This window comes from Sphingomonas rhamnosi (genome assembly GCF_036663615.1).
In the GTDB taxonomy this organism is placed as follows: domain Bacteria; phylum Pseudomonadota; class Alphaproteobacteria; order Sphingomonadales; family Sphingomonadaceae; genus Sphingomonas.
Window position 1 is genome coordinate 859,974 of the sequence record NZ_JAXOJJ010000001.1, and the last position, 25,296, is coordinate 885,269.

17 protein-coding genes are annotated in these 25,296 nt (G+C 64.0%); 8 read left to right on the top strand and 9 right to left on the bottom strand.

All coding sequences use genetic code 11. The annotated features are described in order from the left end of the window. Window positions 1-417: 417 nt before the first annotated feature. On the bottom strand, window positions 418-1,107 hold the full coding sequence (locus tag U1701_RS04295; protein ID WP_332781276.1) for a helix-turn-helix domain-containing protein: 690 nt from the start codon (window positions 1,105-1,107) through the stop codon (window positions 418-420). Window positions 1,108-1,245: 138 nt separating this feature from the next. Here U1701_RS04295 and U1701_RS04300 point away from each other — a divergent pair, with 138 nt between their 5' ends. Next, window positions 1,246-2,841, top strand: coding sequence for a primase-helicase family protein (locus U1701_RS04300; protein ID WP_332781277.1), 1,596 nt, complete (start codon window positions 1,246-1,248; stop codon window positions 2,839-2,841). Between the two features lie 117 nt (window positions 2,842-2,958). Here U1701_RS04300 and U1701_RS04305 read toward each other — a convergent pair whose 3' ends face one another. The 7 genes from U1701_RS04305 to U1701_RS04335 all read right to left on the bottom strand — a co-directional run bounded on the left by U1701_RS04305 (window position 2,959) and on the right by U1701_RS04335 (window position 13,785). Further along, complete coding sequence (locus tag U1701_RS04305) at window positions 2,959-4,140, bottom strand: tyrosine-type recombinase/integrase (protein WP_332781278.1); 1,182 nt, start codon at window positions 4,138-4,140, stop codon at window positions 2,959-2,961. A 798-nt stretch (window positions 4,141-4,938) separates the two neighbouring features. Beyond that, window positions 4,939-5,820, bottom strand: coding sequence for an alpha/beta hydrolase (locus U1701_RS04310; protein ID WP_332781279.1), 882 nt, complete (start codon window positions 5,818-5,820; stop codon window positions 4,939-4,941). Continuing rightward, window positions 5,820-8,309 (bottom strand): glycoside hydrolase family 9 protein, encoded by a 2,490-nt coding sequence (locus U1701_RS04315; protein ID WP_332781280.1) that lies wholly within the window; start codon window positions 8,307-8,309, stop codon window positions 5,820-5,822. Before U1701_RS04315 ends, U1701_RS04310 begins: the two co-directional genes overlap by 1 nt. A gap of 88 nt (window positions 8,310-8,397) precedes the next feature. Continuing rightward, window positions 8,398-9,336: an alpha/beta hydrolase gene (locus U1701_RS04320; RefSeq protein ID WP_332781281.1), complete on the bottom strand. Its 939-nt coding sequence runs from the start codon at window positions 9,334-9,336 to the stop codon at window positions 8,398-8,400. A gap of 569 nt (window positions 9,337-9,905) precedes the next feature. After that, window positions 9,906-11,477 carry a sensor histidine kinase gene (locus U1701_RS04325; RefSeq protein ID WP_332781282.1) on the bottom strand — a complete coding sequence of 524 codons (1,572 nt, stop codon included), beginning with the start codon at window positions 11,475-11,477 and terminating at the stop codon, window positions 9,906-9,908. Beyond that, window positions 11,474-12,184: a response regulator transcription factor gene (locus tag U1701_RS04330; protein WP_332781283.1), complete on the bottom strand. Its 711-nt coding sequence runs from the start codon at window positions 12,182-12,184 to the stop codon at window positions 11,474-11,476. The genes U1701_RS04325 and U1701_RS04330 overlap by 4 nt, the downstream gene beginning before the upstream one ends. Before the next feature lie 11 nt (window positions 12,185-12,195). Continuing rightward, window positions 12,196-13,785, bottom strand: a complete 1,590-nt coding sequence (locus tag U1701_RS04335) for a DUF4153 domain-containing protein (RefSeq protein ID WP_332781284.1) — start codon at window positions 13,783-13,785, stop codon at window positions 12,196-12,198. A gap of 713 nt (window positions 13,786-14,498) precedes the next feature. On the opposite strand from U1701_RS04335, the gene U1701_RS04340 reads away from it, so the two are divergent. After that, on the top strand, window positions 14,499-15,716 hold the full coding sequence (locus tag U1701_RS04340) for a DUF5690 family protein (RefSeq protein WP_332781285.1): 1,218 nt from the start codon (window positions 14,499-14,501) through the stop codon (window positions 15,714-15,716). A 6-nt stretch (window positions 15,717-15,722) separates the two neighbouring features. On the opposite strand, the gene U1701_RS04345 is transcribed toward U1701_RS04340, so the two are convergent. Next, window positions 15,723-16,481, bottom strand: a complete 759-nt coding sequence (locus U1701_RS04345; protein ID WP_332781286.1) for a DeoR/GlpR family DNA-binding transcription regulator — start codon at window positions 16,479-16,481, stop codon at window positions 15,723-15,725. Between the two features lie 162 nt (window positions 16,482-16,643). On the opposite strand from U1701_RS04345, the gene U1701_RS04350 reads away from it, so the two are divergent. From U1701_RS04350 to U1701_RS04375, 6 genes are all read left to right on the top strand, one after another. Next, window positions 16,644-19,019, top strand: coding sequence for a TonB-dependent receptor domain-containing protein (locus tag U1701_RS04350; RefSeq protein WP_332781287.1), 2,376 nt, complete (start codon window positions 16,644-16,646; stop codon window positions 19,017-19,019). A 62-nt stretch (window positions 19,020-19,081) separates the two neighbouring features. Further along, window positions 19,082-21,181: a phosphocholine-specific phospholipase C gene (locus tag U1701_RS04355; RefSeq protein WP_332781288.1), complete on the top strand. Its 2,100-nt coding sequence runs from the start codon at window positions 19,082-19,084 to the stop codon at window positions 21,179-21,181. A gap of 82 nt (window positions 21,182-21,263) precedes the next feature. After that, complete coding sequence (locus tag U1701_RS04360) at window positions 21,264-21,698, top strand: DUF3617 domain-containing protein (RefSeq protein WP_332781289.1); 435 nt, start codon at window positions 21,264-21,266, stop codon at window positions 21,696-21,698. Window positions 21,699-21,749: 51 nt separating this feature from the next. Beyond that, window positions 21,750-22,109 (top strand): TfoX/Sxy family protein, encoded by a 360-nt coding sequence (locus tag U1701_RS04365; RefSeq protein WP_332781290.1) that lies wholly within the window; start codon window positions 21,750-21,752, stop codon window positions 22,107-22,109. Window positions 22,110-22,570: 461 nt separating this feature from the next. Continuing rightward, complete coding sequence (locus tag U1701_RS04370) at window positions 22,571-25,054, top strand: hypothetical protein (RefSeq protein WP_332781291.1); 2,484 nt, start codon at window positions 22,571-22,573, stop codon at window positions 25,052-25,054. Window positions 25,055-25,110: 56 nt separating this feature from the next. Continuing rightward, window positions 25,111-25,269 (top strand): hypothetical protein, encoded by a 159-nt coding sequence (locus U1701_RS04375; protein WP_332781292.1) that lies wholly within the window; start codon window positions 25,111-25,113, stop codon window positions 25,267-25,269. Window positions 25,270-25,296: the final 27 nt, after the last annotated feature.

Genomic DNA, 25,296 nt, shown 5'->3' on the forward strand with positions numbered 1-25,296 from the left:
TAAGTGACACTGTCAACAAGATTCGGATCGCTTTGGCCTGGTGTGCTCGCCCGCGCCCTTTTGTGGATGAGGGTCATTGAGGCTGCCGGAGGCCTCACAACCATGCTCTCTTCGGCTGGCTGAGAAAGCTCTATGTTCCTAAGCCTAGTCAAACAGGTGTTCCGGCTCACTGCTTCGGATTTTCGGGCGCCGGCCTCAGCGATAGAGGCGGCTATGCTCGTTTCCGCTGTTTCCTAGTTTTCTAGAACCCCTGGTCTGTCCCTAAGGTTATCTCATTCTGAATGATCTTAGCTTGTAGAAAAGATAGGAAAGTCAACAAACCGCACAACGCCTTGAGGTTGAGCACTCGGGATCGTGGTGGCCGCATCAAGCGAAGCCTGGGGGCGGGCCTGGGTTCTGTCGATCGGGTAGCGAATATCAGAGGTTCCGTTTGATAACGGCGACCACCCGGCCGAGCGCGGTGATCGAGGCCTGCTGGATCGCGATTGTCGCGTTCTTGCCCGTCGTGAGCATTACGGTGCCATCGCTGGTAGGGATGGCTTCGGCGCGCACAAGTGACGCCCCCGCGGGGGTTTCTAGGGCGTACAGACGGCCATCCGCTGTTATCACCGAGCCGCCCTTATCAACCAAGACGTAGTCTCCAACTTGTGCGCCCAGTGCACTGGCATCCACAGCCAGCCGCAGGTAATCTAGGCGCATTTCGCCTATCCCAAACTCCGCGATTAGCGACGGCGGCAGCGAGTACATGGCGGCGTTATTGTCTCTAGTCGCCCAATCGATTGCCATTGTTCTGGTGGTATCCATGATTGCAGACCTCAGTCCGCCGAAGATCAGGTACTCGGCGTCCACGCCGAGTACGTGAGAGAGGTCATACATCGTTTGAAACGATGGCGGATTAGCGCCCGACTCATATTGCGCAATCGCAGCACGCGTTCGCCGTCGCGTCTCAGGAACAATAGCGGACAGCTCATCGGCAACGCTCTGTTGGCTCTTGGTGCCACGAGCGGCTTTGATCCTGGCGCCCATCTCCTTCCAGCGCTCTTTGCGCTCGTCGTCAGTTTCGAGCGTGGGCGCGCAATTAGACTGATCCACAGGCGACTCACTCATTTTGCAATTCCTTCGTGCGCATCACTTTCAGAGTGATAGACGTGTGCGTGACACTTGACAAGTGTAAATCTTTCAGGTAGATCGAGGAAAGATTGGCCAGCTAGGTCTGTCTCAGTTCATTCAGAGCCCCCTTGTTCCATGGCCAAGCGCCGGACGTTGCCGAGCTCATCCAATAAGAAAGACAAAATGGAAAATTACGATCAGCCCGACCACGTCAGGCGCCTGGACGCGCTCCGGCGCCGTTTTGGAGGCAGTCTCCGCAAACCGGACGATTTTCAGGTCAACCGCCACTCCCGCCGAGCTGAAGCCGCTGAGGAGCGCAAATCGAAACATCTGCAGCCGAAGTGGATGGACACGGCGCATGCCCGCAATCTTACCGAGGACGAAAAAAAGCACCTGCCGGAACTGAACGAGCACTATGCAACCGGCCTTTTGGGAAGCTCGTTCCGGATCATTTTCGAACCCGGCAACGGCAAACCGGCCAAGTTCCTTTCTGCAGCGGATGCCGCCTTACGGGAATCGGCCCGCCTGATCTGGATGGAAGGCAGTACCAAAGGTTCCCTGAAGAAGATCAAGGCGTTCAAGCATTGGTTGGAGTGGGATGGTCACCGCGCCTATGATGAGATCAAGTTCGCCCCGGGCAACGATGATCCGCTCATCTATAACCTTTTCCGTGGTTTCCCGATTGAGCCGCGCGAGGGCGATTGGTCGATCCTTCACAGTCACATTCTCAACGTAATCTGTGCTGGCAAGCTCGACCAGTACGCCTGGTTCATGACTTGGCTGGCGCACATCTTTCAGTGTCCCGGGGAAAAGGGCTCCGTAGCGGTTGTTATCCGTGGTGAAAAAGGAACGGGAAAGTCGATCGTGTTCGACTTCGTTCATAAGCTCATGCCGAGCTACTTCTTCAAGGAGGCGAACGGTAAGCGCGTGGTTGGCAACTTCAATGCGCAGTATGAGCACACGCTTTTATTGCTCATGGAGGAAGCATTTTGGGCCGGAGATCAGGCTAACGAGTCTACTCTGAAGGATTTGATCACTAGCCCACTTATTCCGATCGAGCGCAAGGGTGTTGACAAGTACATGGCCGAAAACTTCATGCGTGTTGCCATGATTTCCAACGAGAAGTGGGTCGTCCCGGCAAGCGGCCGGGAGCGCCGCTTCGCCGTATTGGATGCCACGAACGCCCACATTAACGACATCGAATACTTCGGAAACATGAAGAGCCAGATGGGAAATGGTGGCCTTGAGGCAATGCTCTACGACTTGCTGAATTGGAAGCCTGAGAATGGCTGGAACATCCTCCGCACCCCGCCGGCAAGCTCGGGCCTCCGCGAGCAGGTTGTTGAGTCGCTCCGTGGTCTCGACCGCTTCATGTACGAACTGCTGTCTAATGGAATTTATGAGTGCGAAAAGTGCGCCGATGGGGCGATCACGCTGAATGAGGACGAAACCACGGAACATAGCATGACGGATATCCGGATTGCGGCTCAGGACTATCTCGCCGATCATTTTACGGGACAGAAGGCTGCGACGTTTGACATGATCCAGCCGCGCGTTGTTGAATGGTTCGGCGCAATCGTAGAGCGGAAGAAGGGTAAGATGAATAACGGACGGTGGGTCGCGTTTCCCCCGCTGAGCGAGTGCCGCGAGCATGTGCTCCGTACTAAGGGTATCAAGATCACTGGGTCAGACGACGGTAGCCCGCACGACAGTTCATCTACGCTGCACTGACCAACTGAAACACGGCCGCAACGGGCTCCCTCACGGGGGCCCGTTTTTGTTTGAGGGCCATCGACGTTCACGACGGCGCTCAGAAAGGCATGGTAACGGTGCTTTACGGCTGAGCCGTCATTGGGCGCTGACGAAATTCGCCCAATTATTCATAAGCTCTCGGCGCTTGTCGAAAAGATCCGACCGCGCGTATGCGGCCTCAGCTTTGTCCTGGATAACGTGTGCCAATGCGAACTCAATAACTTCCCGCGGGTGGTGAGTTGCTTCACCCGCCCAATCGCGAAATGATGACCGAAAGCCATGAGGCACGGCGGCAATGCCAAGTTCCTTTACAAGCTTGGACAGCGTCATGTCGGAAAGCGGCTTACCCTGCTTCGTACCGGGGAACACGAGGCCATCGTCTCGAAGCAGGAGCTTGGCCTCCTTTAAAATCTGTAGGCAACGAGGCGACAGCGGCACCCTGTGAGGCTTTTTCGCCTTCATGCGGCTGCCGGGGATCGTCCACACTCCCTTGTCTAGGTCAAACTCGGCCCATTTGGCCTCTCGCGCCTCGGCGGAGCGAGTAGCAGTAAGGACAAGGAACTCAAAGGCGAGCTTCGTCGCTTTACCTGCGCCGCTCCCCTTGATGCTGGCTAGGGCAGCGCCAACCCGATCGTAGGGCAGGGCTTCATGGTGTTTAATTGTAGAACGATCGTGCTTAGGAAGTGCCTTTGTAATAGCGTCGGCCGGATTGTCGCCGCGCCAACCCTGCGCCATGGCGTACTTCATAACCGTGCCAATACGCTGTTTTACGCGGCGGGCCGTTTCGGGTTTGGAATTCCACAATGGAGTTAGTGCTGTAAGGACATTAGCGCCCGTTACGTGGTCAACCCTTGTTGACCCAAAAAATGGATAAACATAGGTCTCTAGGGTATTTAGCCACTGTTGACCGTGCTTTTCATTGCGCCATGTTGGTGCTGAAAGGTCATGAACCCGTAAAGCGGTTTCCTTGAACGTCAGGATGCTCGTAGAGGCCCGTTTGAGGGCGACAGGGTCTTCACCTGCTCTAGCTTGCTTTCGCTGTTCCAGCGCGAGTTCCCGCGCTTCCGCGAGCGTCACGAGGCTGGCCGACCCCAATCCTATGTCGCGCCGCTTGCCATGAATGACAATCCGCTGAACCCATCGCTTTGCGCCGGATGCGTCCACTTTTAGATAGAGACCATGGCCATCAGCGTAAAAACCCGCTCCCTTGAGGTTTCGAATTGCGACTGCCGTAAGCCGCTTCTCTCGATGTTGCCCGTTAGGCTTGCTGCCACTCATGCGCCCTACATAGCGTCCAACATATCGATGTGGAAGGTGGCGGATTAGATCGGATTGGGGCGGAAGGAAGGCTGACCTAAGGTATTGATATACAACGTGACCATGGACCGATCCGGATCATTGCGGATATGAAGATGGCGGACTCCGTCTCCGCCACGGCCGTAAGTTAAACCGTTGAAATAGCGGACGTATAAGGAACGAGATGCTGTCGTTCCTACATTGGTTCGTACGTTGTGTTGATGCTGCGTGCAGCGTCAGTTTGTGGTATATCGGGCCGATCGTTCGGCAATCGACCATCGGATCATGTCGGCGGCACCCTTCGCAAACACAGAACTATTTCCGCGTGGTTAAATATAATTCGAAGAAGCAAGCCGGAGCGCTTCGCGCAGTTTCTCCGTTGCAGGGTGCCAGCCGCTGACGCGGTAGCGGGCGGACGCTATCATCGAGCACTTTCGGGAAACGGAGCCGAACCTCAATGTCGTCTATCGTGATCTTGTCGCCGAGCCGATCCCGCACCTGACGCTCGATGCCTTCCTGAAGCTGAATGCCAGACTGGCTGGAGCCAGGCGCGCGCCGGATCGGTGGGTAAACTATCCTGCTAGAAGATAAGGAATGCCCGCTAATGGCCGATCATAGGCGATTTAGCAGCGGCGCAACTTTAGTAGCGGTAAGGCAGCTGAGCTGAACGAGCGGCCGCTTACGGGAAGCGAGTCGAGAGGTTTCAACGTCCGCGACTGGGTCGAGAATAAGGAACGCCGCCGCGGATGATGGACTCGAAGGATGTCTATCATCAGAGTCTCACTTCGCAGGCCGGGGTAACAGCCAGCCGCCGTCGGCGAGCCAGTCGTTCAGGCGATCCGGCCAGTGCAGGATCGAGATCCGATCCGACTCATCGAGATTGAAGGCATGACCGCTGTCGGCATACATGTGCAGTTCGGCGGACACCCCGCTTTTGCGCAACTGTTCATAGAGTGTGACGGTGGGCGCCGCGCAGCAAGGGTCGAGGCTGCCGGCGACCAGGAATGCTGGCGGTGCGGTCTTGACCGCGGTCGCCGGGATGCCGCGTGGTCCGGGAAAGACGAGCACCTGGAAATCGGGGCGCGCGGATTGCATGTCGACTGCATCGACCGCGCTGCGACTTGCGGGCTCGGGGTTGTCGGCGATGAGCGACACGAGTTCGCCTCCGGCCGAAAAGCCCATCGCACCTACGCGCGCCGGATCGATCCCGTAGTCGGCGGCATGCGCACGGACCCAGCGCAGCGCGCGCCGCGCGTCATCCGCCGCGTCGCCCTCAATGGAATATTTCGAACCGGGCTCGTTCGCGAGCCGGTATTTAAGCACGAACGCGGTCACCCCCATCCGGTTGAGCGCGGTCGCGACCTTGGTGCCCTCGTTGGTCCAGACCAGCAACTTGTGGCCGCCCCCTGGAATGATCACGACCGCGGCGCCGTTGCGGTGCTTGGGAGCGGCGGGGAAGGCTATCAGCGACGGATCGTGGATGTTCCGGACCCAGTAATCGCGCGCGATTTCCGCTTCGCCGCGGCGCGTCGCCGAACCCGGCGCACCGTTCGGCCAGAGCTTGATCATGGTGTAGTGCGGTGGCTGCTCTGGCGCTGGATCCTGCGCGCCCAGCGGAGCCGCCGCCAGCAGCGCGACGGCGGCGAGCAATGCGCGGCGCATCACTTCGCCTCCGCGGTCGCGGCCATCGCTGCCCGTGCGGCGAGGATATAGGCCGACGTCGTGCTGACGGTGTATTCGTTCTCGAACCACAGGAACGGCCAGTCGGTCTTCAGCTCCGGAAAGTCGGGTTTGACGATCAGCACGCCCGGCACCATCCCACCGGGAATGAAGCTGTAGTCCGCCCGGTTGTGGCCATAGCCGACCAGCTTCGACGCCGTGCCGACGGTCGACACCAGTGACAGGTTGTTCGCCGGATGCCGCCCCAGCACATAATCGATCGCGTCGAGCGTGTACCGGGTTCCGACCAACTCCGGAAACGCCTTGTGCAGCAGGTACATCGTCGTGCCGAAGCTGACGACCTGGTTCGATCCCGCCCAGGCCCCGTCGCTGATCGGGACACCGAACGGGTTTTTCGCCTGATCCTGGTCGGCCTTGGCTTTCATGTCGCGGACCAGCGGTTCCAACCGTGAGCGGTACGCGTCATCCATATAGGGGATGGCACGCACGACCGGCCCCGCGACCCACCGAAAGTTCCGGCTTATGACCGGCAGCAGTGCGCGCAGGCGGTTGGCATAGAGCGGGTCGCCCTTGCTGGTGATCAGCAGTTCGACGGTCGCAGCCACGTTAGCCCCCTCAGCGGAGCGAGGCGAGGTGGAGTCGTCGCGCCCGTCGCCTGCTGCAACGACGCCGCTCTGCTGTCTGGTCCACATGGCCTTCGCGGCGGCCAGCGCTTCCGCGGCCATTTTCGGATCGCTTGCAGCAAGCGTACGCGCAGCGCCGGCGAGCGCGCCCGCGACCATCAGATTGATCGCGGGACGATCGGTGGTGAACGCCCAGCGGTCATCCTGCGCGCCCGAGGCACCAGGCTTGCGCTCGGTCGGTTTCAGCGATGGATCGAACCTCAGCCCGTCGGTTTGCGACCCCGCGTCGCCCAAATGGGCATATTGCCGCAGCGCCGGATCGACGATGCCGACGATCGCATGCCCGAACACCTTGTACTGCGCGAGCAGCTGCAGCGTGCCGTGACGGATTTGCTGCAGCGAATCCTCGACCCCGTCGGGCTTGCGGATTTCGACCGCGCGTGCGGCCTCGTCGATGCTCGTCTCGTCCCAGTCGAGCCCGAACAACTCGCGCGCCCACACAAGGTCGCGCAACACCGAGGCGTTCTCCGGCGTCTGGATGTCATAGTCGCCCGCATCTTGCCAGCCACCGACCGCTAGGCCCGGGATATGCTCGCCTGCCTTGAACGGTGAGTCGAGGTTCGCGCCCATCTTGTAGCCGTCGAAATGCACGATGTTCGGCGGAGCTTGACGCGCGTCGTCGAGATGCGAGGGGGCGGACCAGACGCGGTACTGCTCGCGAATCCCGACATGGTCCATCTGTCCGGCCATGAAGGTGTCGAGCGAGGTCTGCCAGATCCTGTCATAGGCGTCTGCCGAGATGCGAAACGGGTTTGTCGTCTGCCCCGCATAGGAGATCGCGTAGATTCCGGGCTCGCGCACGCTCGAGAAATCGAACGCGGCGTAATCATAGCGAGTCCAGTGTCCTCGCGGCTGGATTTTCGCGCGGAGCACGGATTGTTTTCCCCCGTCGGCCGTGAGCCGAACCAGCTCCGCTTCCGCCGGCGCCTTGAAGTTCGGATCGAGCTCGATCAGCGCGACCTTGGGACGGGCAGGGGTATAGCCGGCCTGGTTGAACGAGACGACCGGCTGACGCGTCCAGTTTTTTACCACGTTGGGGCGGACGTGCCAAACGACCGCGTTGTCCTTGGCGCCCGCCGCGATCATCGATCGCACGACGAACCAGCCATTCTGCGCGCGCGCACGCGCGTCATACAGCGCGAGCGGCCCCTGGTCGGACGTGATGGTGACGCGCGTCATCGGGTCTTCCGGCGCGAGCGTGATCGACTTGCCACCGGTCGCCAGCGGCAGCGGGTCGCCCGAGCCATCCTTCGCCATCGGCCCGGTTGGGTGGCGGGGGAACAATCCCGGCGCCCTATCCATCAGATACGTCTTGCCGAAATAGGCGGTCGGGAGAAAATCGAGGTTGAACCCGGCCTTGCCGACCAGTTCCGCGGGCAATGGGCGGTCTAGATCGACGGCGATACGGAACCCGTCACCTTCCGCGGTGACCTTGACGGCATAGTCGAGCTTTGCGGTCTTGTAGGCCGAGCGCACCACCAGCTGGTTGGGTTCGGTACCGCGCGTACGGCTGATAAAGGCTGGAACCTGCGCCCATTGCTCGGGCGTATTGTCGAGCCGCACCGCGCCGTCGGTGGCGATCCGGTCGCCGTGGAGCACGATCTGGATACCGGCATTCTTCTCGTCGAAGAAGATCGGGCTGAACTGGTTCTGGTCGACGATGACACTCAGTCCCTGAGTCTCCAGCGTTTCGCCCGGAGATACCGTCAGCGACTGTGCGTAGATCGCGCTGGAAAATGTACAAAGGCCCACCGAAGTGAGCAAGGTGGTGATGACCTTGCGTGGCACATATCTCTCCTGTTGGGTATCGTGGCCGGTGCGCGCCTGCATGCGCAGCTATCCAGCGGAAATGTCGTAGAACTCTAAATCGGCGTCGTTATTTCGCCGGCTTCAGCCAGCCGTGCATGTCCATCCAGCGCGCGAATTCCTCGAACCAGCCGGTGCTGGTGGTCGTTTTCGGGTACATGCCGAAGCCGTGGCCGCCCTGTTCGAACAGATGGAACTCTACCGGCCGCTTTGCCGCGCGCCAGCTGTCGATTAGCCCCAAGCCGCTATTGCCGACCAAGGGATCGTCCGCCGCCAGCGCGACGAACATCGGCGGTGCATCGGCCGGAACCGTCATCGCGGCGAGGGGACCGTAGATGTTGCCGATGAACGCCGGTTTCGCGTCCTGCGCTGGGTCTTGCACCGCGACGGTCGTTGCCATCGTCAACATCGCACCCGCCGAAAAGCCGACCATGCCGATGCGGTTGGGATCGACATGCCATTCGCCCGCGCGCTTGCGTACGATCGCGAACGCCGCACGCGCATCGGCGATCTGGGGCGCGAGGCCCGCCATCATCGCGGCAGGGTCACGGCGGGGTGGTTGGGAGCCCTGTGGCGCCGGGCGCGCGAACGTCGCCAGATCCTGCGGGGTCTGGTTCAGGCGGTATTTCAGCACGAATGCAGCGACGCCCTTGGCGGCAAGTGCGCGCGCCACGTCCCATCCCTCATTCTGCATCGACAATGTGCGGAACCCGCCACCCGGCGCCACGATCACTGCCGTGCCGGTTGCCTTGGCAGGCTCCGGCAGGAAGGGGGTCAGGGTCGCGACGGTGACGTTGCGCGCAAACACGCTGCCATATTGGGTGTGCCACGCTTCCGATGCGGTGGCTCCAGGGATTGTACCGGTACCAAGCACGATTGCATCGGGCTGAGCCGGTACGGCGATCGGCGCCATGACGTCGGTTTGCGCGAGCGCTGGCCCTGTGAGGGCGATCGTTAGGCCGGACAGGCCCACAAGACGGTGGCCAACCCATCGACGGGCTGAACACATTCGGAACCCGAATCTCACAATCGCTCTCCTGTCTTATCGTTCTTTTCTCCACGATATCGATAGCGCTACCATAGCACAATGTTTTCGAGTTCGTTCGGCAGCGAAGACTGCACCATGAACTAATGGCGGTTTCCGTCGCAGTCTCGAGCGTTGCCGCATCCGAGGAACCCGGTACCGCGCGCTCTTTCTTTAATTCGTCGACGGCGCTGGCAAGCTGATCGAGGGCGAAGGAGAGGCTGATACTGTCGGAGGGTACTCACTTGGCATGTCGCAGGAGGCATAGGCGTCCGCCGCCGCGGTTGCCCGCTCCCATTTGCGATAAGCAGGCTATAGGCCGAAACATATTCGAGCTTAACCTGCAACCGCTTCAGGTCGCCGAACGCGGGCTCTAACATGAAGAGCGCCTGACCACGCAACCGCCTGTTGATCTCGCTAGAAGCGAATGGTTCACAGTTGTTGCAGCTCGCTTCAAGGCCGGCGTTCTTGGAAGGCAGAGTCGCCGATGCAGCGAGGTGAGGGCTCATGCTGAACGCATCTGGCAGAGCGAAAGCGGCTTTTCTTACCAGCAATCATGCAGCGCGCCGCATGACCATCACGAACGTCGAATCTGCTTCATTTTCGAGTCTCAAACTGCCGCCCGCGCCCTCGATCAACGATAGGGCAATGGCAAGGCCGAGACCGGTGCCGCCGGTCGTGCGCTTGGTCGTGAAAAAGGCTTCGAACACGCGGTGCCGGTCGCCCGCGGCAATGCCGGAGCCGTCATCGCTGACGTATAAGGAAACCTCGGTGGGGGTGACCACCGCGCGCACATCGATCATGCGTGAGCCCGCCTGACGACTGTTCTCGAACAGCGTGGTTACGGCTGCCTCTAGCGTCGAGTCGGGCACCGCCAGTGAGGGGAGGTCCGCGGGCAGCGAAACGATTACGCCGGCATCGCGCAGCGTATCGGCCACACGACCGATGACGGCGAGGGGATCGGTCGTCGTTGTTGCACCGGGTTCCGCCATGTCGGCGCGGGCCAGGTCCATCAGGCGCGTGACGAGCAAAGCCAGGCGATTGGCATCGGCGTCGGCGTTGGAGAGGAACCGGCGACGGTCGGCTGCCGCCATATCGGGATGATCCTGCAGGAGTTCGATCGCGCCGCGGATGCCCGCGAGCGGCGTCTTGAATTCGTGGCTGACCGCATGCGCGAAGTCGCGCAGATAGTGCGAGCGACGGTCGATCGCTGCCGCCATCGCGGCGAAATCGGCGTAGAGGCCCTGGATCTCGATCGCCGCCGTGACCGGTGCGTCGGGCACACGGCCGCGACCGCTCGCCACCGCGCGTGTCGCGATCCCAAGCTGCTCGATCGGTCGCGTCACGCCGCGCGAGATGACGCCACTGAGCGCGACCAGCGCCAGGAAGATCGCGGCCACACCGATCAGGATCTTGCCGCGATCCTCGTACAGACCCTTGAACAACGCGCGGGCGGAACGGGATAGCAGCAGCACGCCGACCACGCGACCGTTCACGACGACGGGTCGAGCGTAATGGACGCGGATCGCGGCGGCGCGCGAGAGCCATTCGAACCGATAGGTCGCGCGGTAGGCGCCGTTGCGGCGCAGGATCGTCGTGGATCGTCCCGCAAGCGCGGCAGCGATCTCGGGCAGGGCTGCATAGCTGCCGCCGGCGGGCGTTGCGACGATGCGTCCGTTGCGATCGAGCAGGGTCATCCCCGCAAGCGTGGTCGCGCGGGTCGCATCGAGTACGGGCTGGAGCCGTGACATCGCTTTTGCCGCATCGGGCGAAACAGGTCCCGCGGGGGTGGGGGCGGGACGTTCGTCGAGGATCGGCGTGGTACTCAGGTCAACCCCCGAGGTGGTGGCGCTTGAGTCGTACGGGTCGATGGTCTTCGCCACGCCAAAAGGGACGCCACGGCCGGGCGGGCTCTCGGGCCAGACGAGCGCGGCGGTAGCCGCCAGTGCGGCGCCCTGCGCGACCAGTTCGGCCTCGGTCTGGCGGACCAGCGTGTTCTCGTAGACGCGCAGGAACACAGCACCGACGCCGGGCATCGCCGCCACGGCGAACAGCGTCGCGAACAGGATCGTGCGCAGCCGCAATTGTGGCCAGTGGCGTTTCGCCCAGTCTTTGACGGCAATCACGTCCCCGTACACGCGCCCAGGCGATAGCCGATTCCCGCCCGCGTCTCGATCAGATCCGCTGCATCGACACGTGCGAATTTCGCGCGGAGGTTGCGGATATGGCTGTCGATAGTCCTGTCCGTGACAGCGAAACCGGGGCCGTGAAGCCGATCAATGATCGCATCGCGGCTGAACACCTTGGCAGGCATCGAGACGAGCAGGCGGAGAATTTGGAACTCGGTCACGGTGAGCGGCACGTCGGCATGGTCCCACAGCGCACGCCAGCCATCGAGCTCCAGGCGCAGGCGGCCTTGGGTCAGGTCGCGCCCGGTATCAGTGGGGGGCGCCTGCGCTGCGGTGCGGCGCAGGATGGCCATGACACGCGCGACGATTTCACGCGGCGAGAAGGGTTTGATGACATAATCGTCGGCGCCGAGTTCGATGCCGAGCACACGGTCGATCTCGTCGTCACGACTGGACAGGAACAGGATGGGGACACCGCCGCCGGTATCGCCGCGCGCGCGCAGGCGGCGGCAGACTTCAAGCCCGTCCATCCGCGGCATGTTTATGTCGAGGATGACGAGGTCCGGCGACTGTGCGGCGGCCAGCGCCAGTGCCGCCTCGCCGTCCTGGGCCTCGATCGCGGCGAGTCCCGCCTTCTCGAGCGCGAAGACGAGGAGCTGGCGGATATGGGGATCGTCGTCGACGATCAGGATGGTGCGGGGCATGGGGCACAGGATCATCGTTCCGCCCCTGCCGTCAACGGGGTCGGCCGCGGGGTCGGGAGCGGGGTCGGCGTAACCCGGATGGCCGGGGGTGGTGGTTTCACGGATCCGTCGCAGTCTCGGCCGTTCGGGGCGGCGCGTACGACTGGCGGGCGGACGCCGACGAGCGTTTCGGCTGTGTCGAGCCTGCGCGCGGCGCGCGGTGTCCAGCTCCGCCACGTGGCTTGGGATTGCATCGTGTCGCGCTGCGCCTCCCACCGTAACCAGGCGATACGATCGCGAACCAATGGCTGCGGCGTATGCCGCTCGAGCGTCGCCAGCGGCACGAGCGCAGACGAGCCGAGGCGCGCCATGTAGCACAGGTCGAGCGGGGGCCCCGACGTGCCTGCCGTCAGCGCAGTCCGCGCATTCCACGCCGCCGCGGTCGCGCCCAGATCGATGACGCTTGCGAGCGTAAGCACCGTCGCCGCCGCAAGCGCATTTGCGTTGATCAGCCATGCCGTCGACCGCCCCGTCAGCAGACGCCAGCCGATCAGCGCTAACCCCGTCGCTACCAATGCCATCCACGCCAGTGCGGCAAGCCGAAGAACGGTCATCCCATAGGCATCGACATAATCGAGCGTGCGCAAACCACTGGAGGCGACAAGCAGCAAATTTTGCCCGATCCACACTGCTACGAGGCGGCGTACGATCGGCCGCGTCGCGCCGGCATTTCCCGGCCTGAATGCCACGAGTACGAACAGCGCGGCCAGCAACGCGGTGACGATCAGCGAATATGCCCCGCGATGCGCGTAGTCCGCCATCGTGACGTCGGCCGGCAGGCGCGCACCGCTCCATAGGAAGACGATGTCGAGCGCATTCTCGATCGCGAAGATCGCGTTGAAGGTCACGAGCGACAGCGTCAGCGTCGCCATGCCGGGATCGCGTGCGGCAATCGTCGGACGGTCGGCGTCGCGTGCCAATCGCGTTGCTGCCGCACTCGGCCGCAGGGTCGTCCATACGGCGACGACGACCAGCGCTGCGAGCAGGCTCCGCCAGACGATCGTCACGGTGTCGGGTAAGACGATGGTGGCAAGGGCACGATCGATCAGCGGGTTGGCGGACGCAAACAGCGCGAGAAAAATGGCGCCGCCGCCGATCGGGATGACGAGCATTCGAATCACGGCGCGGACACCGCCTGCCGTCCGCCCCTGGCGTTCGCGGACGATGGCGATACGTGCGGCATCCCGCACCGGTGACAGAATAGCGGTGAAGCCGAGCCACGCCACGCGCAATCCCCAAGCGAGCGCATCGTCGAACCCGCGGCGCGGCAAAAGGCTGGCGAGCGCCAACGAGATGCAGAACAGCAGCCAGGCGAGTAGGCTCGGATCGTCGACCAGCACCACGGCGAACAGGCTGGCGACGATCGCCGCGACGCGCGCGGTCGCGTCGCGTAGCACCGCGCGTCGGGTCGCCAGCATGAGGGCGAGCCAGAGGACAGCAAACCCACCGACGACCGCGCCCAAATCATTGCCGTCGACGACGAATTCGGCGATCGCCACCAGCGTCAGCACCGCCCCGATCTTGGAGATCATCCGGTCCGTCGGATTAGCGCGCGCGTCCATCATGGTCTCCCGATAGTGAGAAGCATTTATGGCGGACGTGCATCTGGATCGGATGCGGTACTCCCCGCAGAACACGATCTGATTCGATGCAGAACCTGTGCAGGAGCACGATCGGTTTACCTGACGGCCCCGGTTTATCGCGCCGAGGCCTCGACGTTCCACCGCGGTAGAGCGGCCTGGACGTCAACCTCCGAGATGCTCGCGTCATGACGCGCCCGAAGTTAACCCGATCGGCCGTTCCTACCCTGCCAATACGTTAGCCTCTCGTTGGTCACTTCGTGCAGGCGCTCGCTTCGCAGCGGTAACCACACGGACCAATTGCTCTCGGACGTTTGCTCATCGGCTGTTGAACGTCCGCTGCCGGCGGACCCTCAGCCGCCGCTAACATCTCCAGTACATACCGATGAGGGGGCGCAGACGTGGGGTGTGGTGAATTTGAGGGCGTTAACGACCGGGAACTGGATCTTCTGCCCCATCTTGGTCCCGACATCGCGGCATCACTACATCGGTAACACGGCATCAAATCCATCGTCGTTCGCCGCTAACTCGGTGAGTGCGGGTGTCGCATCGATGGCGCGCGCCGTATCCGCTCTGGAGTTTATGGACGGCCAGCAGGGTGTCACGCTGGTGAAACGTATGGCGCATAGCGCCTGCGGGTGAACTCATGGTCTCCGTCGTCGACAAACCGCTTCCCGGCCAGGCTATCGACGATCATGCCGGGCATCGCCGCGTTCTGCGTGTATTTTGCGATGTACGGGTTTCGCAAGCCGATCGCAGCGGCCGGGTTCGACGGCGTCCCGGCGGCGTTTGCGGGGCTCGATTACAAGACGGCGCTGATCCTGTCGCAGGCGGTCGGCTATGCGCTGTCGAAATTGATCGGCGTGCACGTCGTTTCTGTCCATCGGCCGGAGCATCGCACGCGGCTGATCCTGTCGCTGATCGGCGCGGCCTGGGCGGCGCTGCTGCTGCTCGCGCTGCTACCCGCCCGGTGGGGGCCGCTGGCGATGCTGCTGAACGGCCTGCCGCTCGGCATGATCTGGGGGCTGGTCTTCAGCTACCTGGAGGGGCGGCGCAATTCGGAGGTGCTGGCGTCGATCCTGACGGCGAGCTTCATCCTGTCGTCGGGCGCGAGCCGATCGGTCGGCAGCCTGTTGCTCGAGCACGGCGTCAGCCCCTTTTGGATGCCGGCGCTGACTGGGCTGGTCTTCACCCCGCTGCTGCTGGCGGGGATGGCCGCGCTGGCGCGATCGCCCCCGCCGGACGGGGCGGACGTTCGCGCGAGAGGCGCGCGGGGGCCGATGGATGCGGCAGCGCGACGCGATTATCTGCGGCGGCACTGGATGCCGATGGCCGCACTGATCGCAGGCTATACGATGCTCGCGGCGCTGCGCGATCTGCGCGACAATTTCGCGCCCGAATTATGGATCGGGCTCCACCATCCGGCAACGCCCGCGCTGTATGTGGCGACCGAAGTCCCGGTGACGGTGATCGTGCTGATCGGCCTGGCGATGCTGGGGCTGGTGCGCGACAACCGTCATGCGGTGATCACGATCCACGGCGTCATCATGGCGGGCGCCGCGATCCTGGCCGGATCGATGATCGCGCTGCGCGCCGGTTCGATCGGGCCCGTCACCGGCATGATCCTGACCGGAATCGGCATCTATCTCGCCTATGCGCCGTTCAGCGCGATCCTGTTCGACCGGATCATGGCGGCCAGCCCCTCGGCGGGTACGGCCGGATTCCTGATCTACCTGGCGGACGCGTTCGGCTATTCGGGCAGCATCGGACTGTTGCTGATGCGGAGCACGACCAGTCCGGGGCGTGACTGGCTCGGGCTGTTCCTCGATGCGGGCGTAGTTACCGGCGCCGTGTTGCTGGTGCTGACCTTCGTCTCGGCGATCTGGTTCGTCGGTCAGCCGCGGCCCAGGTAACGGCGCTCAGGCGGTATGCAGCCGGACGCCCGCGCGCGTCGCCGCATCGGCGATCGCGGGCGGCGCGGGCAGATCGGTGACGAGATCATGGACCTGCGCGAAGTCGGCGACGTGGACCGTGCCCGCGCGATCGAACTTTTCCGCATCGGCGACGACGATCACCCGCCGCGCGCCATCGAGCAGCGCGCTCTTGTACGCCGCCTCGTCGGGCTCGAAGTCCATGAAGCCGCGCTTCGCCTCGATCGCGCCCATCGACAAGATCGTCGCGTCGGGTGAGAACCGCCGCGAATATCGGATCGCCTCCGCATCGAAGGTCGCGCGGTAATCGACGTTGACCGCGCCGCCCGCGAAGAACACGCGGATCCCGTCGCGTCCCAGCATGTCTCCCGCCACCTCCAGATTGTTGGTGACGATCGTCAATTGCCGCCGATCGGCCAGCGCCCGCGCGACCCAGCACGAGGTGGTGCCCGAATCGATCAGCACGGTCATGCCGTCCTCGATCAGCGTCGCCGCACGGCGCGCGATCGCCTGCTTCGCGTCCGACTGCGCCTGCATCCGCAATCGGTACGGCGCCTCCAGCCGGTTGTCGGGAAGCTTGACCCCGCCATGGACCTTGTACGCCCGGCCGCTCGCTTCGAGCTGGCGGACATCACGCCTTATCGTCTCGTCCGACACCGCGAAATGCTCTGCGAGCATCGCGATCGAACATGATCCGCGCGCTTCGAGCAACGCGACCAGACTGGTAATGCGATCCGACTGCGTCACGCGGCTTCTCCCCTCCGGCCTGTTTCCCCATTACCGTGGTTCGGACAACCCACAAAATACCAACTATATCCACATAATGTCACACTGACGTCACACGATGCTTGCAGGGGCGTCGGGACGGTGAGGCCCGGCGACATTCGGACCGGGGCACGGGGAGACGACATGACCAAGTGGATGATGGGGGCCGCGATCATGGCGATCGCGGCGACGACGAACGCACGTGCGCAATCGACGACGGAAACACCGGCCGCGACCGCCACGCCCCCTGCCGGCGATACGGATCAGGCGCGCAATGACGAGATCGTCGTGACGGGGCAATCCACCGCCTTTGCCAATACGCGCGTCACCGCCCCCATGATCGAACGCCAGTCGGCGCTCGCCAGCGTCAACGACGTCATCAACGAACTGCCCGGCGTGTTCGTGGCGGAGGGCGATGCATTCGGCTCGTCCGACTGGGTGACGTCGATCAGCATCCGCGGCTTCAACAGCGGCGGCGGCGGCGGACAGCAGATCGGATCGACCATCGACGGCCTGCCGAACGGCGGATCGGGCTATGGCGGCGGATCGCGCGCCAACCGCTATATCGACGTGCTCGACCTCAAGACCGTCAACGTGTCGCAGGGCACGGCCGACATCTCGTCGCGGTCGAACGAGGCGCTCGGTGCGACGCTCGATTACGTGACGTCCGATCCCACCACCGACAGCCGCCTGCGCTTCACCGCCGCGGGCGGAGACTTTGGCGCGCGGAAATTCTATGTGCGCGGCGACACCGGCACGATCGCGCCGAACACCACCGCCTATATCAGCGCATCGACCTCGCGGGTTCGCGACTGGATCGGCGGATCGGGCAAGACCAGCCGCGACCATGTCGATGCGAAGCTGCTCAGCCGGGTCGGTTCGGTCGACCTGACCGGCTTCGTCTCGTACGACGATGCCGACGAATCCGAATTCGGATCGGTATCGACCCAACAGTTCGCGAACGACCCGAACCACGACGCCTATACCGACAACTGGACGGGGCTGCCCTATGTCGATCAGGCCTATCGTTCGACCTCGCGCGCGTTGCGCAAGAACCTGTTCGGCTATCTGAAGGCGCGCACCGAGATCGGCGAGGTGAAGCTTCAGGCGGCGGGCTATTATCACCGGATGCGCGGCCGCGGCGATTTCGCGCCGCCGTATCTCGTCGACGTCACCAATGACGGCGCCGGTAAGCCGGAAAGCGAATATGCCGGCGGGTCCACGGTCCGCGGCAGCGACGCGCTGGGGATGATCTATTTCGTCACCCCGACGGGTGCCGCTGCGACGCCGACCCCGGGTTGCGTGGGAACCGCCGGCGTGCCCGCGCAATATTCGCCGAGCTGCTACGCCGCCAGCGCGACGGCGGTCATGTCCTACCGGCATACCCACTATAAGAACGACCGCATGGGCTTCACCAGCGATGTCGACTGGCAGCACGACTTCGGCGCGGTGCAGAACCAGTTCCGCGCCGGGTTCTGGTTCGAGCACAGCCGCGCGAACCAGCTTCGCGACTGGCACAAGGTCACCAATGCGGCGGTCGGCCCCGCCTTTGACGGCGCGCCCTATTACGTCCAGTTCAGCACCGATTATGGCCTCGACGAGGTGATGTATTACGCCGAGGACGCGCTGACCTACGGCCCGCTCACGGCGCGCCTGGGCGTCAAGCAGTTCTTCCTCGACCAAAGCCGGACCGAGCTGCTCGGCGATCTCAGCACGACATCGATCCAGTCGCATTCCGATCCGCTGATCAACGCCGGCCTGACCTATGCGACGCCGCTGCACGGCATGGAGCTGTTCGCGGGCTATTCGCAGAATTTCGCGGCGATCGGCAACGGCCCGCTCGGCCAGCCGCCCGAGACGATCCGCAACCTGCGCCCGGAAACCGCGAACAACATCGAGATCGGCGCCCGCTACAACACCGGCCGCATCCAGGCTTCGCTGACCGGCTACGACATCAAGTTCAAGAACCAGATCGTCTCGATCTCGTCGAACCTCGTGACCGGGATCGACTATCTGGAACAGCAGGACAGCGTCTATCTGAACGTCGGCGGGGTGAAGAGCCGCGGGATCGAGGCGGCGCTGGCCTATCGCGTCTCGGCGCCGCTGACGCTGTCGGGCAGCTACACCTACAATCACGCGACCTATATCGGCACGGGCAACGCCGCGCAGGATGCCGATGTCGGCGTGACGCCCGGGCAGCAGGTGATCAATTCGCCGCGCACCATGTGGGTGCTGTCGGCGGACTATAAGAAGTCGTTCTTCAAGGCGGGCGTCGCCACCAAGTTCGCCGGCGACCGCAATATCGACACGCAGGGCAAATCGCAGGCCGGCAGCTTCACGCTGGTCAGCGGCTATGTCGGCGCCGATCTGGAAGCGGTCAGCGCGCAGCTGAAGGGCGTGTCGTTCACGGTGCAGGCGACCAACCTGACCGACGAACGCTATCTCTCCAGCGCCGATGGCGGGTCCGCCTTCCTGGGCACGCCGCGGACGGTGACGGCGTCGCTGTCGCTCGACTTCTAACGCGATATGGGCATGGTTCGCCGACGTTGGCGGACCATGCCGTCCACCTTGGGATTGCCCGGATGACCGAAGTTTCGCGCCGTTCGCTGCTCGGTGCCAGCCTCACCGGGGTGGCATTGTCGACGTTTCCCGCCGCGATCGCGCGCGCGGCGGCGATCGCGCCCGATGTGAAGACGGGCTCGATCATGGACGTCGAACATGTCGTCATCCTGATGCAGGAAAATCGCGGCTTCGATCATTACTTCGGGTCGTTGCGCGGCGTGCGCGGGTTCGCCGACCGATTGCCGATCCCCGTGCCTGCGCAGACCGGTGCGGCGGACCCTGCGCCGATCTGGTACCAGCGCGACCGGACGACGCCCGGCGGCGCCCGTACCGTGCTGCCCTTCCACCTTGCGACGCGCGCGAATTTCGATCTGATGCGGATGGAGGGCACGCCGCACAGCTGGCCCGATGCGCAGCGGGGCTGGGACGAGGGGCGGATGGCGCATTGGCCCGAAGCCAAGAGCCAGCGCGCGATGGGGCATTACCGGCGCGAGGATATCCCGTTCCAGTTCGCGCTCGCCGAGGCGTTCACCGTGTGCGACGCCTATCATTGCTCGGTGCAGACGGGGACCAACACCAACCGGCTGTTCCTGTGGAGCGGGACCAACGATCCCGGCGGCACGCAAGGCGGTCCGGCGATCGGCAATTCGCACGACAGCTTTCCCAAGGATGGCGGCTATCCCGAACCCTATCGCTGGACGACGGTGGTCGAGCGGTTGCAGGAAAAGGGTGTCGACTGGCGCATCTATCAGGACATGGCCGACAATTTCACCGACAATCCGCTGGTCGGCTTCGCCGCGTTCCGCGACGCGCACCAGGGCAGCGGAGACCCGGCGTTGCGCGATCGCGCGCTGACGACACGCGGGCTCGACGTGCTGCGGGCTGACGTGCTGGCCGGGCGGCTGCCGCAGGTGTCGTACGTCATCGCCACGGCGAAAGGCTCCGAACATCCGGGGCCGTCGAGCCCCGCACAGGGGGCCGCCTATACCGCCGAGGTCCTCGACGCGCTGACGGCGGACCCGAAAATCTGGGCGCGGACCGCCTTGTTGATCATGTTCGACGAGAATGACGGGTTCTTCGATCATGTCCCCCCGCCGGCACCGCCGTCGCACGATGTCGACGGTACGATGCTCGGCGGGTCGACGGTCGATCTGACCGGCAGCTACCACACGAAACCCAGCAAGGGCGATGCTGCGCTCGACCAGCCCGCCTATCGCGGCCGTGCTTACGGTCTGGGGCCGCGCGTGCCGATGTACGTCGTGTCGCCGTGGAGCCGGGGCGGGTGGGTCAATTCGCAGGTGTTCGATCAAACCTCGGTGATCCGTTTCCTCGAACGGCGGTTCGGGTTTCACGAACCCAATATCGCGCCGTGGCGCCGTGCTGTGTGTGGCGACCTGACCTCGGCGTTCGACTTCACCGCCGCCGATCCGGCGCCGTTCGCCGCCATGCCCGATCCGCGAAGCGACGCCGCGCGCGCCGCGGCAATCCCGAAACAGCCCAGTCCCCAGGCGCCGGCAAGCTCTGCACTCCCGTGGCAGGAGCCCGGCATCCGCCGTGCCCGCCCGCTACCCTATGCATTGACCGTCGGCGAAGCGATCACCGAAGGCGCGATCACGCTGCGTTTCGCGGCCGAGGGCAGCCAGGCCGCCGTGTTCCACGTCTATGATCGGATCGACCTGTCGCACCCCCCGCGCCGTTTCACGGTCGAGCCGGGCCGTGCGTTGGACGGGCGCTGGGCGTTCGACGGAGAGGGGCGGTATGATCTTTGGGTGCTCGGCCCGAACGGGTTTCACCGCCATTTCATGGGGCATCGCGACGACCCGACGCTGGTGTCTGGGCTGGTCTGGCGCGCGACCGCGACCGAGATCACTTTGCTCCTTCCCGACGGGCACCGCAGCCATAAGCTGGTCGCGCGTGCCGAACGCGTCGGCACGACGCCCCTGATCACCGAGCTGACCGAAGCGCAGTGCCGTTGGCCCTTGAGCAAGAGCTATGGATGGTACGACATCACGGTCGGCGTAGCGACGGTCCCCAACTATCTGCGCCGGGTATCGGGACGGGTCGACGCGCCCGGGCGCATGACGTGCAGCGATCCGTTCCTCCCGTCGCGGCCGGTCTGAGTCTGGTCATCTCGTTTGCTGATCATCGGCCGCGGACGATATGCAGGCTCGCGCGGGAGGGTGCCACGCGCTATGGTGCAACATGCTGAGACATATCATTCTCGTGCTTGCGCTGTCGTCCGCGGGCGCTTCGGCCGAGCCAATCCGGCCTGGGAAATGGGCGATCACCTCTACGGTCGTCGATGTATCCCTGCCCGGAGTTCCGGGTTTCATCCAGCGTATGATCAAGGGCAAGTCGAAAGCCGAGCGTAAGCTCGTGTCGGCGGGGCAGGGGATCGAGGCGCTGTTGACGCCGGATCCCAAGGCGCATTGCAAGGTCGAGACGCAACACGTCGCATCCAGCCGGTATGCGCAGGCGCTCAGTTGCCCGCAGAAGGGCGGCGAGCCGATGCGGATCGTCCGCTCGGGCACCTACGACGCGTCGGGCTTCCGCGGGGAGGCCACGGTCGCTGGCAGCTCGCGCAAGGGGCCGGTGCACATGGTCCTGCAGCAGCGTGCTGCTCGCGTCAGCGACTAGCTGCGGAACGCTTGCTTCCAGTCTGCTTCGCGAGCGCGTAGGATCGGCACCATGTCTTCAGACCCAGGAACCGTTGCCTTTATCGTGGACCAGGCCGGCGGAGCGGCAAGCGGGATAACCGGTCGCGCCATGTTTGGTGAATATGGTCTATACTTGGACGGCAAACTCGTCGCGCTCGTGTGCGACGACCAGCTGTTCGTGAAGCCCACCAACGGGGGGCGAGCGTACGCACCGGACACCGGCACCGCGCCGCCTTACCCCGGGGCGAAGCCCTGCCTTGTGATCGATGCAGGACAATTGGAAGACCGCGAGTGGCTGGGCGAACTGTTCCGCCGCACCGCGGCCGAGCTGCCCATGCCCAAACCGAAAAACAAGAAAAAGCTTCAGCCAGGCGCCGATCGTTCCACATGAATGCGCGTCCGCTTCAGGGGTCCGGTTGCACTGCGCTGGGCGGCCGGAAGTGGGTCGTCACCGCCGTCAGCCGAGTGATCCAGCCACCTCGATTCCGCTGACGTAGGTCGCTTCATCGTCGAAACGGGCCGCAGCGGCGCGGCCTATGCCAAGTGCAACGCGGTGGCGGTCATGTCGGGATGGATTGATTATGGATGCGAACGCGCATGGGTAACGTGTTGACGAGAGAGGTCGTTACAGCCGAAACCCGCTGAATGGTGTCGGCGATCATGGAATGGCCGGATGTGGCTGATACCGATCGTCGCAGGCGCATGCGTTTGCCTCCTGCCACACTGTGCCACCGGCCGCCCGTGGTTCTCGCGGGAAGCGGACGGGCTTGGTGTTTCGCCCGCATCAGCACCCGCCTCGGCCTCTCGACCATCTTGCTAGCTTGGTCGGTGACGGGTTTCGGCCAGTCTCAAATGCCCGTCAAAATCGATGCGACTCCGCCACCCGGCCAGTCCAAAGAACCGGGCGGCGACGCGGAGATCGTGATCGTCGGTCGGCGTGGCGCGGTGGACACCGTGTTCCAGCCGCTGGCGACGCTGGATGCGCAGGCGATATCCGCCACCGGCGCCACCGGGATCGGCGAGCTGCTCCGCACCATCCGCGGCGTGACACAATCGGGCGACGGGCAGGAGCCGATCTTCCTCCTCAACGCGCAGCGCGTGTCGGGGTATCAGGAGATCGGAAACCTGCCGCCGGAAGCGATCGAGAAGGTTGAGGTTTTTCCGGAGCCGGTGGCGCTCCAATACGGCTATCCCCCGACTCGGCGGATCGTCAACTTCGTTACGAAGCGCCGGTTTCACCAGCTCGCACTGAAACAGGCCGTCGGGACGTCGACGCGCGGCGGCGCCGACAACGCCAATGCGCATTCCGATTTCACGCGGCTTCACGACGATAGTCGGCTGACGCTGTCGCTCGACGCGCGGCATACCGATGCGTTGTTGCAATCGCGGCGTCGTGTCCGGCCGGATCCCGACGTACCGTTCGATGCGCGGGGGAACATCACGGGGCTGGGCCCGGGGGGTGAGATCGACCCGGCCTTGTCCGCGCTGGCGGGCCAGGTCGTGGCCATCGTACCCGTGCCGATCGCATCGCCGTCTGTCGGCAGCGTCGGGCTCGGTAGCTTCGTCACGCAGGCCAATCAGCCGCGACTGTTCGACCTGTCGCCGTTTCATGCGCTGGCGCCGTCCAACGACACCTTTCACGGCGAGGCGGTGATCGCCGACCGGATCGGGCCGAGGCTCTCAGGCGCGTTGACGCTGACCGCCGATCATAGCCGCGAAGTCACGGTGTTCGGTCCCGCCAGCGCGACGCTCGTCGTTCCTGCGGGCAATCCCTATTCGCCGTTCGCTCAGGACGTACTGCTCCAGCGCTATCTCGTCGAGGCGCCGCCGCTGCGTCAGCGTACCGATACCACCACGCTGCACGCCGGCGGGGTCGCGCGCGGTGCCTGGCGCGGGTGGCAATGGGACCTGACCGGCACGCTCGATACGCTGCGCAAGAATGGCGTCGTCGCAAAGGCGATCGACGTGACGCGCGCCAACGCTGCGATCGCCGCCGGAGCCAATCCGTTCCGACCGCTCGACCCCGACCTCGTCGCTGGCCGGCTCGTCGATCGTACGATCCAATCCACCTACGGCGCGGGTGCCAAGTTCGTCGCGACCAACGCCCCGCTGCGCCTGCCCGCCGGTCGCGTCACGCTGACGGCGACCGTCGAGGCGGAAAAAATCGGCACCGACAGCAGGACACGGGGCGCTACCATTGCCTCGATCGCGTTCGGACGCGGCCGGATCGAAAGTGCAGTGGCGCTGGATCTGCCGATCACCTCGCGCCGCGAGGACGTGTGGCCGTGGGCTGGCGAAGTGTCGGCCAACGCTTCCGCCGCCGTGCGCCAAATCGAAGGGTTCGGGACTCTGTCGGACAGGACGCTGGGCCTGAACTGGGCGCCGTTCACCGGGCTTCAGCTGTTGGCGCAGTATAATCGCTCGGCCGCCGCGCCGACGCTCGACCAACTCGCCGCGCCGCAGATTTCGGCGCCGCAGCTGTCGCTGTTCGATTTCGCGACCGGCCGCTCGACGCTGGTCACACTGTTCCTCGGCGGCAATCCTGCGCTGGCCGCCGAGCTTCGCCGCACGCGGTCGATTGGCGCGACCGTGAAACCCTTCGCCAAGAGCGAGATCCGGATCGGTGCCACCTACGAGGTCGCGGACATACGCAACGGCGTCCAGACCATCTACGCGCTGACCCCGGTGACCCAGGCGGTGCTGCCCGACCTGTTCGTCCGGGACGCGAGCGGCACGCTCGTATCGGTGGCCTTCCGTCCGACCAATATCTTCCGCGAGCGTCGGCGGACGCTGAATCTCACGCTCGCCGCCAACGGCCAGCTCGGCCGTGCCAAACCGCCGGCGACCCCAGGTGGACGATTGCCCGATCGGCCCAGCTTTTATGGCGGGATCGGGCCGACGGTGCGGTTTTCCGACCGGCTCGAGCTGCGGCCGGGGGCGCCGACACTGGACCTGCTGGCTGGCGATACGGTGACGGGCGGTACGACACAGCGACTGTCCGGCTATGGTTATGGCGGGCTGAGCTATCTCGGAAATGGCGGCACCTTCGACTTCTACTGCACCGGCAGCGCGCGCGTTCGCGGCGCGGTTGCTGCGTCGACTCTCCGGTTCGAGCCCCTGTGCAAGGTCAACGTCACCGGCTCGCTCAGCGTCCATCATTTCCTGCCGCACCAGGATTGGGCAAGGCATCTCGGCTTCAAGCTCGAAATCGCCAACATCACCGATGCGCGCCAACGCGTGCGCGATGCCAATGGCGTGGTGCCCTACCGGTACCAGCCCGACCTGCTCGATGCGGTCGGGCGCAGCGTCATCCTGTCGCTCCGCAAACTCTTTTGATCGGTGTCCAGTCGCCACTGGTCCTCCACCGACAACCGCAACCCAGAATAGCCGATATGACCCAGCGAACCACGCCGACCGCGCGCGCCCACTACGGTTTCGACGCGCCGGGCATGACGGTCGTGCAGTCCAAGCCTGCGTTCGGCGTTGCCCTCTCGCTGATGTGGATCGTCGTTGCCGACAAGCCGCTTACGTCCACGGAAGGAATCGCCTGATCACCGTTGCCACGGGCAGTGGCGCCG

Coding starts and splice junctions, on each gene's coding strand:
- U1701_RS04295 (WP_332781276.1), bottom strand. CDS start 1,107: ATGAGTGAGTCGCCTGTGGATCAGTCTAATTGCGCGCCCACGCTCGAA.
- U1701_RS04300 (WP_332781277.1), top strand. CDS start 1,246: ATGGCCAAGCGCCGGACGTTGCCGAGCTCATCCAATAAGAAAGACAAA.
- U1701_RS04305 (WP_332781278.1), bottom strand. CDS start 4,140: ATGAGTGGCAGCAAGCCTAACGGGCAACATCGAGAGAAGCGGCTTACG.
- U1701_RS04310 (WP_332781279.1), bottom strand. CDS start 5,820: ATGCGCCGCGCATTGCTCGCCGCCGTCGCGCTGCTGGCGGCGGCTCCG.
- U1701_RS04320 (WP_332781281.1), bottom strand. CDS start 9,336: ATGTGTTCAGCCCGTCGATGGGTTGGCCACCGTCTTGTGGGCCTGTCC.
- U1701_RS04330 (WP_332781283.1), bottom strand. CDS start 12,184: ATGCCCCGCACCATCCTGATCGTCGACGACGATCCCCATATCCGCCAG.
- U1701_RS04335 (WP_332781284.1), bottom strand. CDS start 13,785: ATGGACGCGCGCGCTAATCCGACGGACCGGATGATCTCCAAGATCGGG.
- U1701_RS04340 (WP_332781285.1), top strand. CDS start 14,499: ATGCCGGGCATCGCCGCGTTCTGCGTGTATTTTGCGATGTACGGGTTT.
- U1701_RS04350 (WP_332781287.1), top strand. CDS start 16,644: ATGACCAAGTGGATGATGGGGGCCGCGATCATGGCGATCGCGGCGACG.
- U1701_RS04355 (WP_332781288.1), top strand. CDS start 19,082: ATGACCGAAGTTTCGCGCCGTTCGCTGCTCGGTGCCAGCCTCACCGGG.
- U1701_RS04360 (WP_332781289.1), top strand. CDS start 21,264: ATGCTGAGACATATCATTCTCGTGCTTGCGCTGTCGTCCGCGGGCGCT.
- U1701_RS04365 (WP_332781290.1), top strand. CDS start 21,750: ATGTCTTCAGACCCAGGAACCGTTGCCTTTATCGTGGACCAGGCCGGC.
- U1701_RS04370 (WP_332781291.1), top strand. CDS start 22,571: ATGCCCGTCAAAATCGATGCGACTCCGCCACCCGGCCAGTCCAAAGAA.
- U1701_RS04375 (WP_332781292.1), top strand. CDS start 25,111: ATGACCCAGCGAACCACGCCGACCGCGCGCGCCCACTACGGTTTCGAC.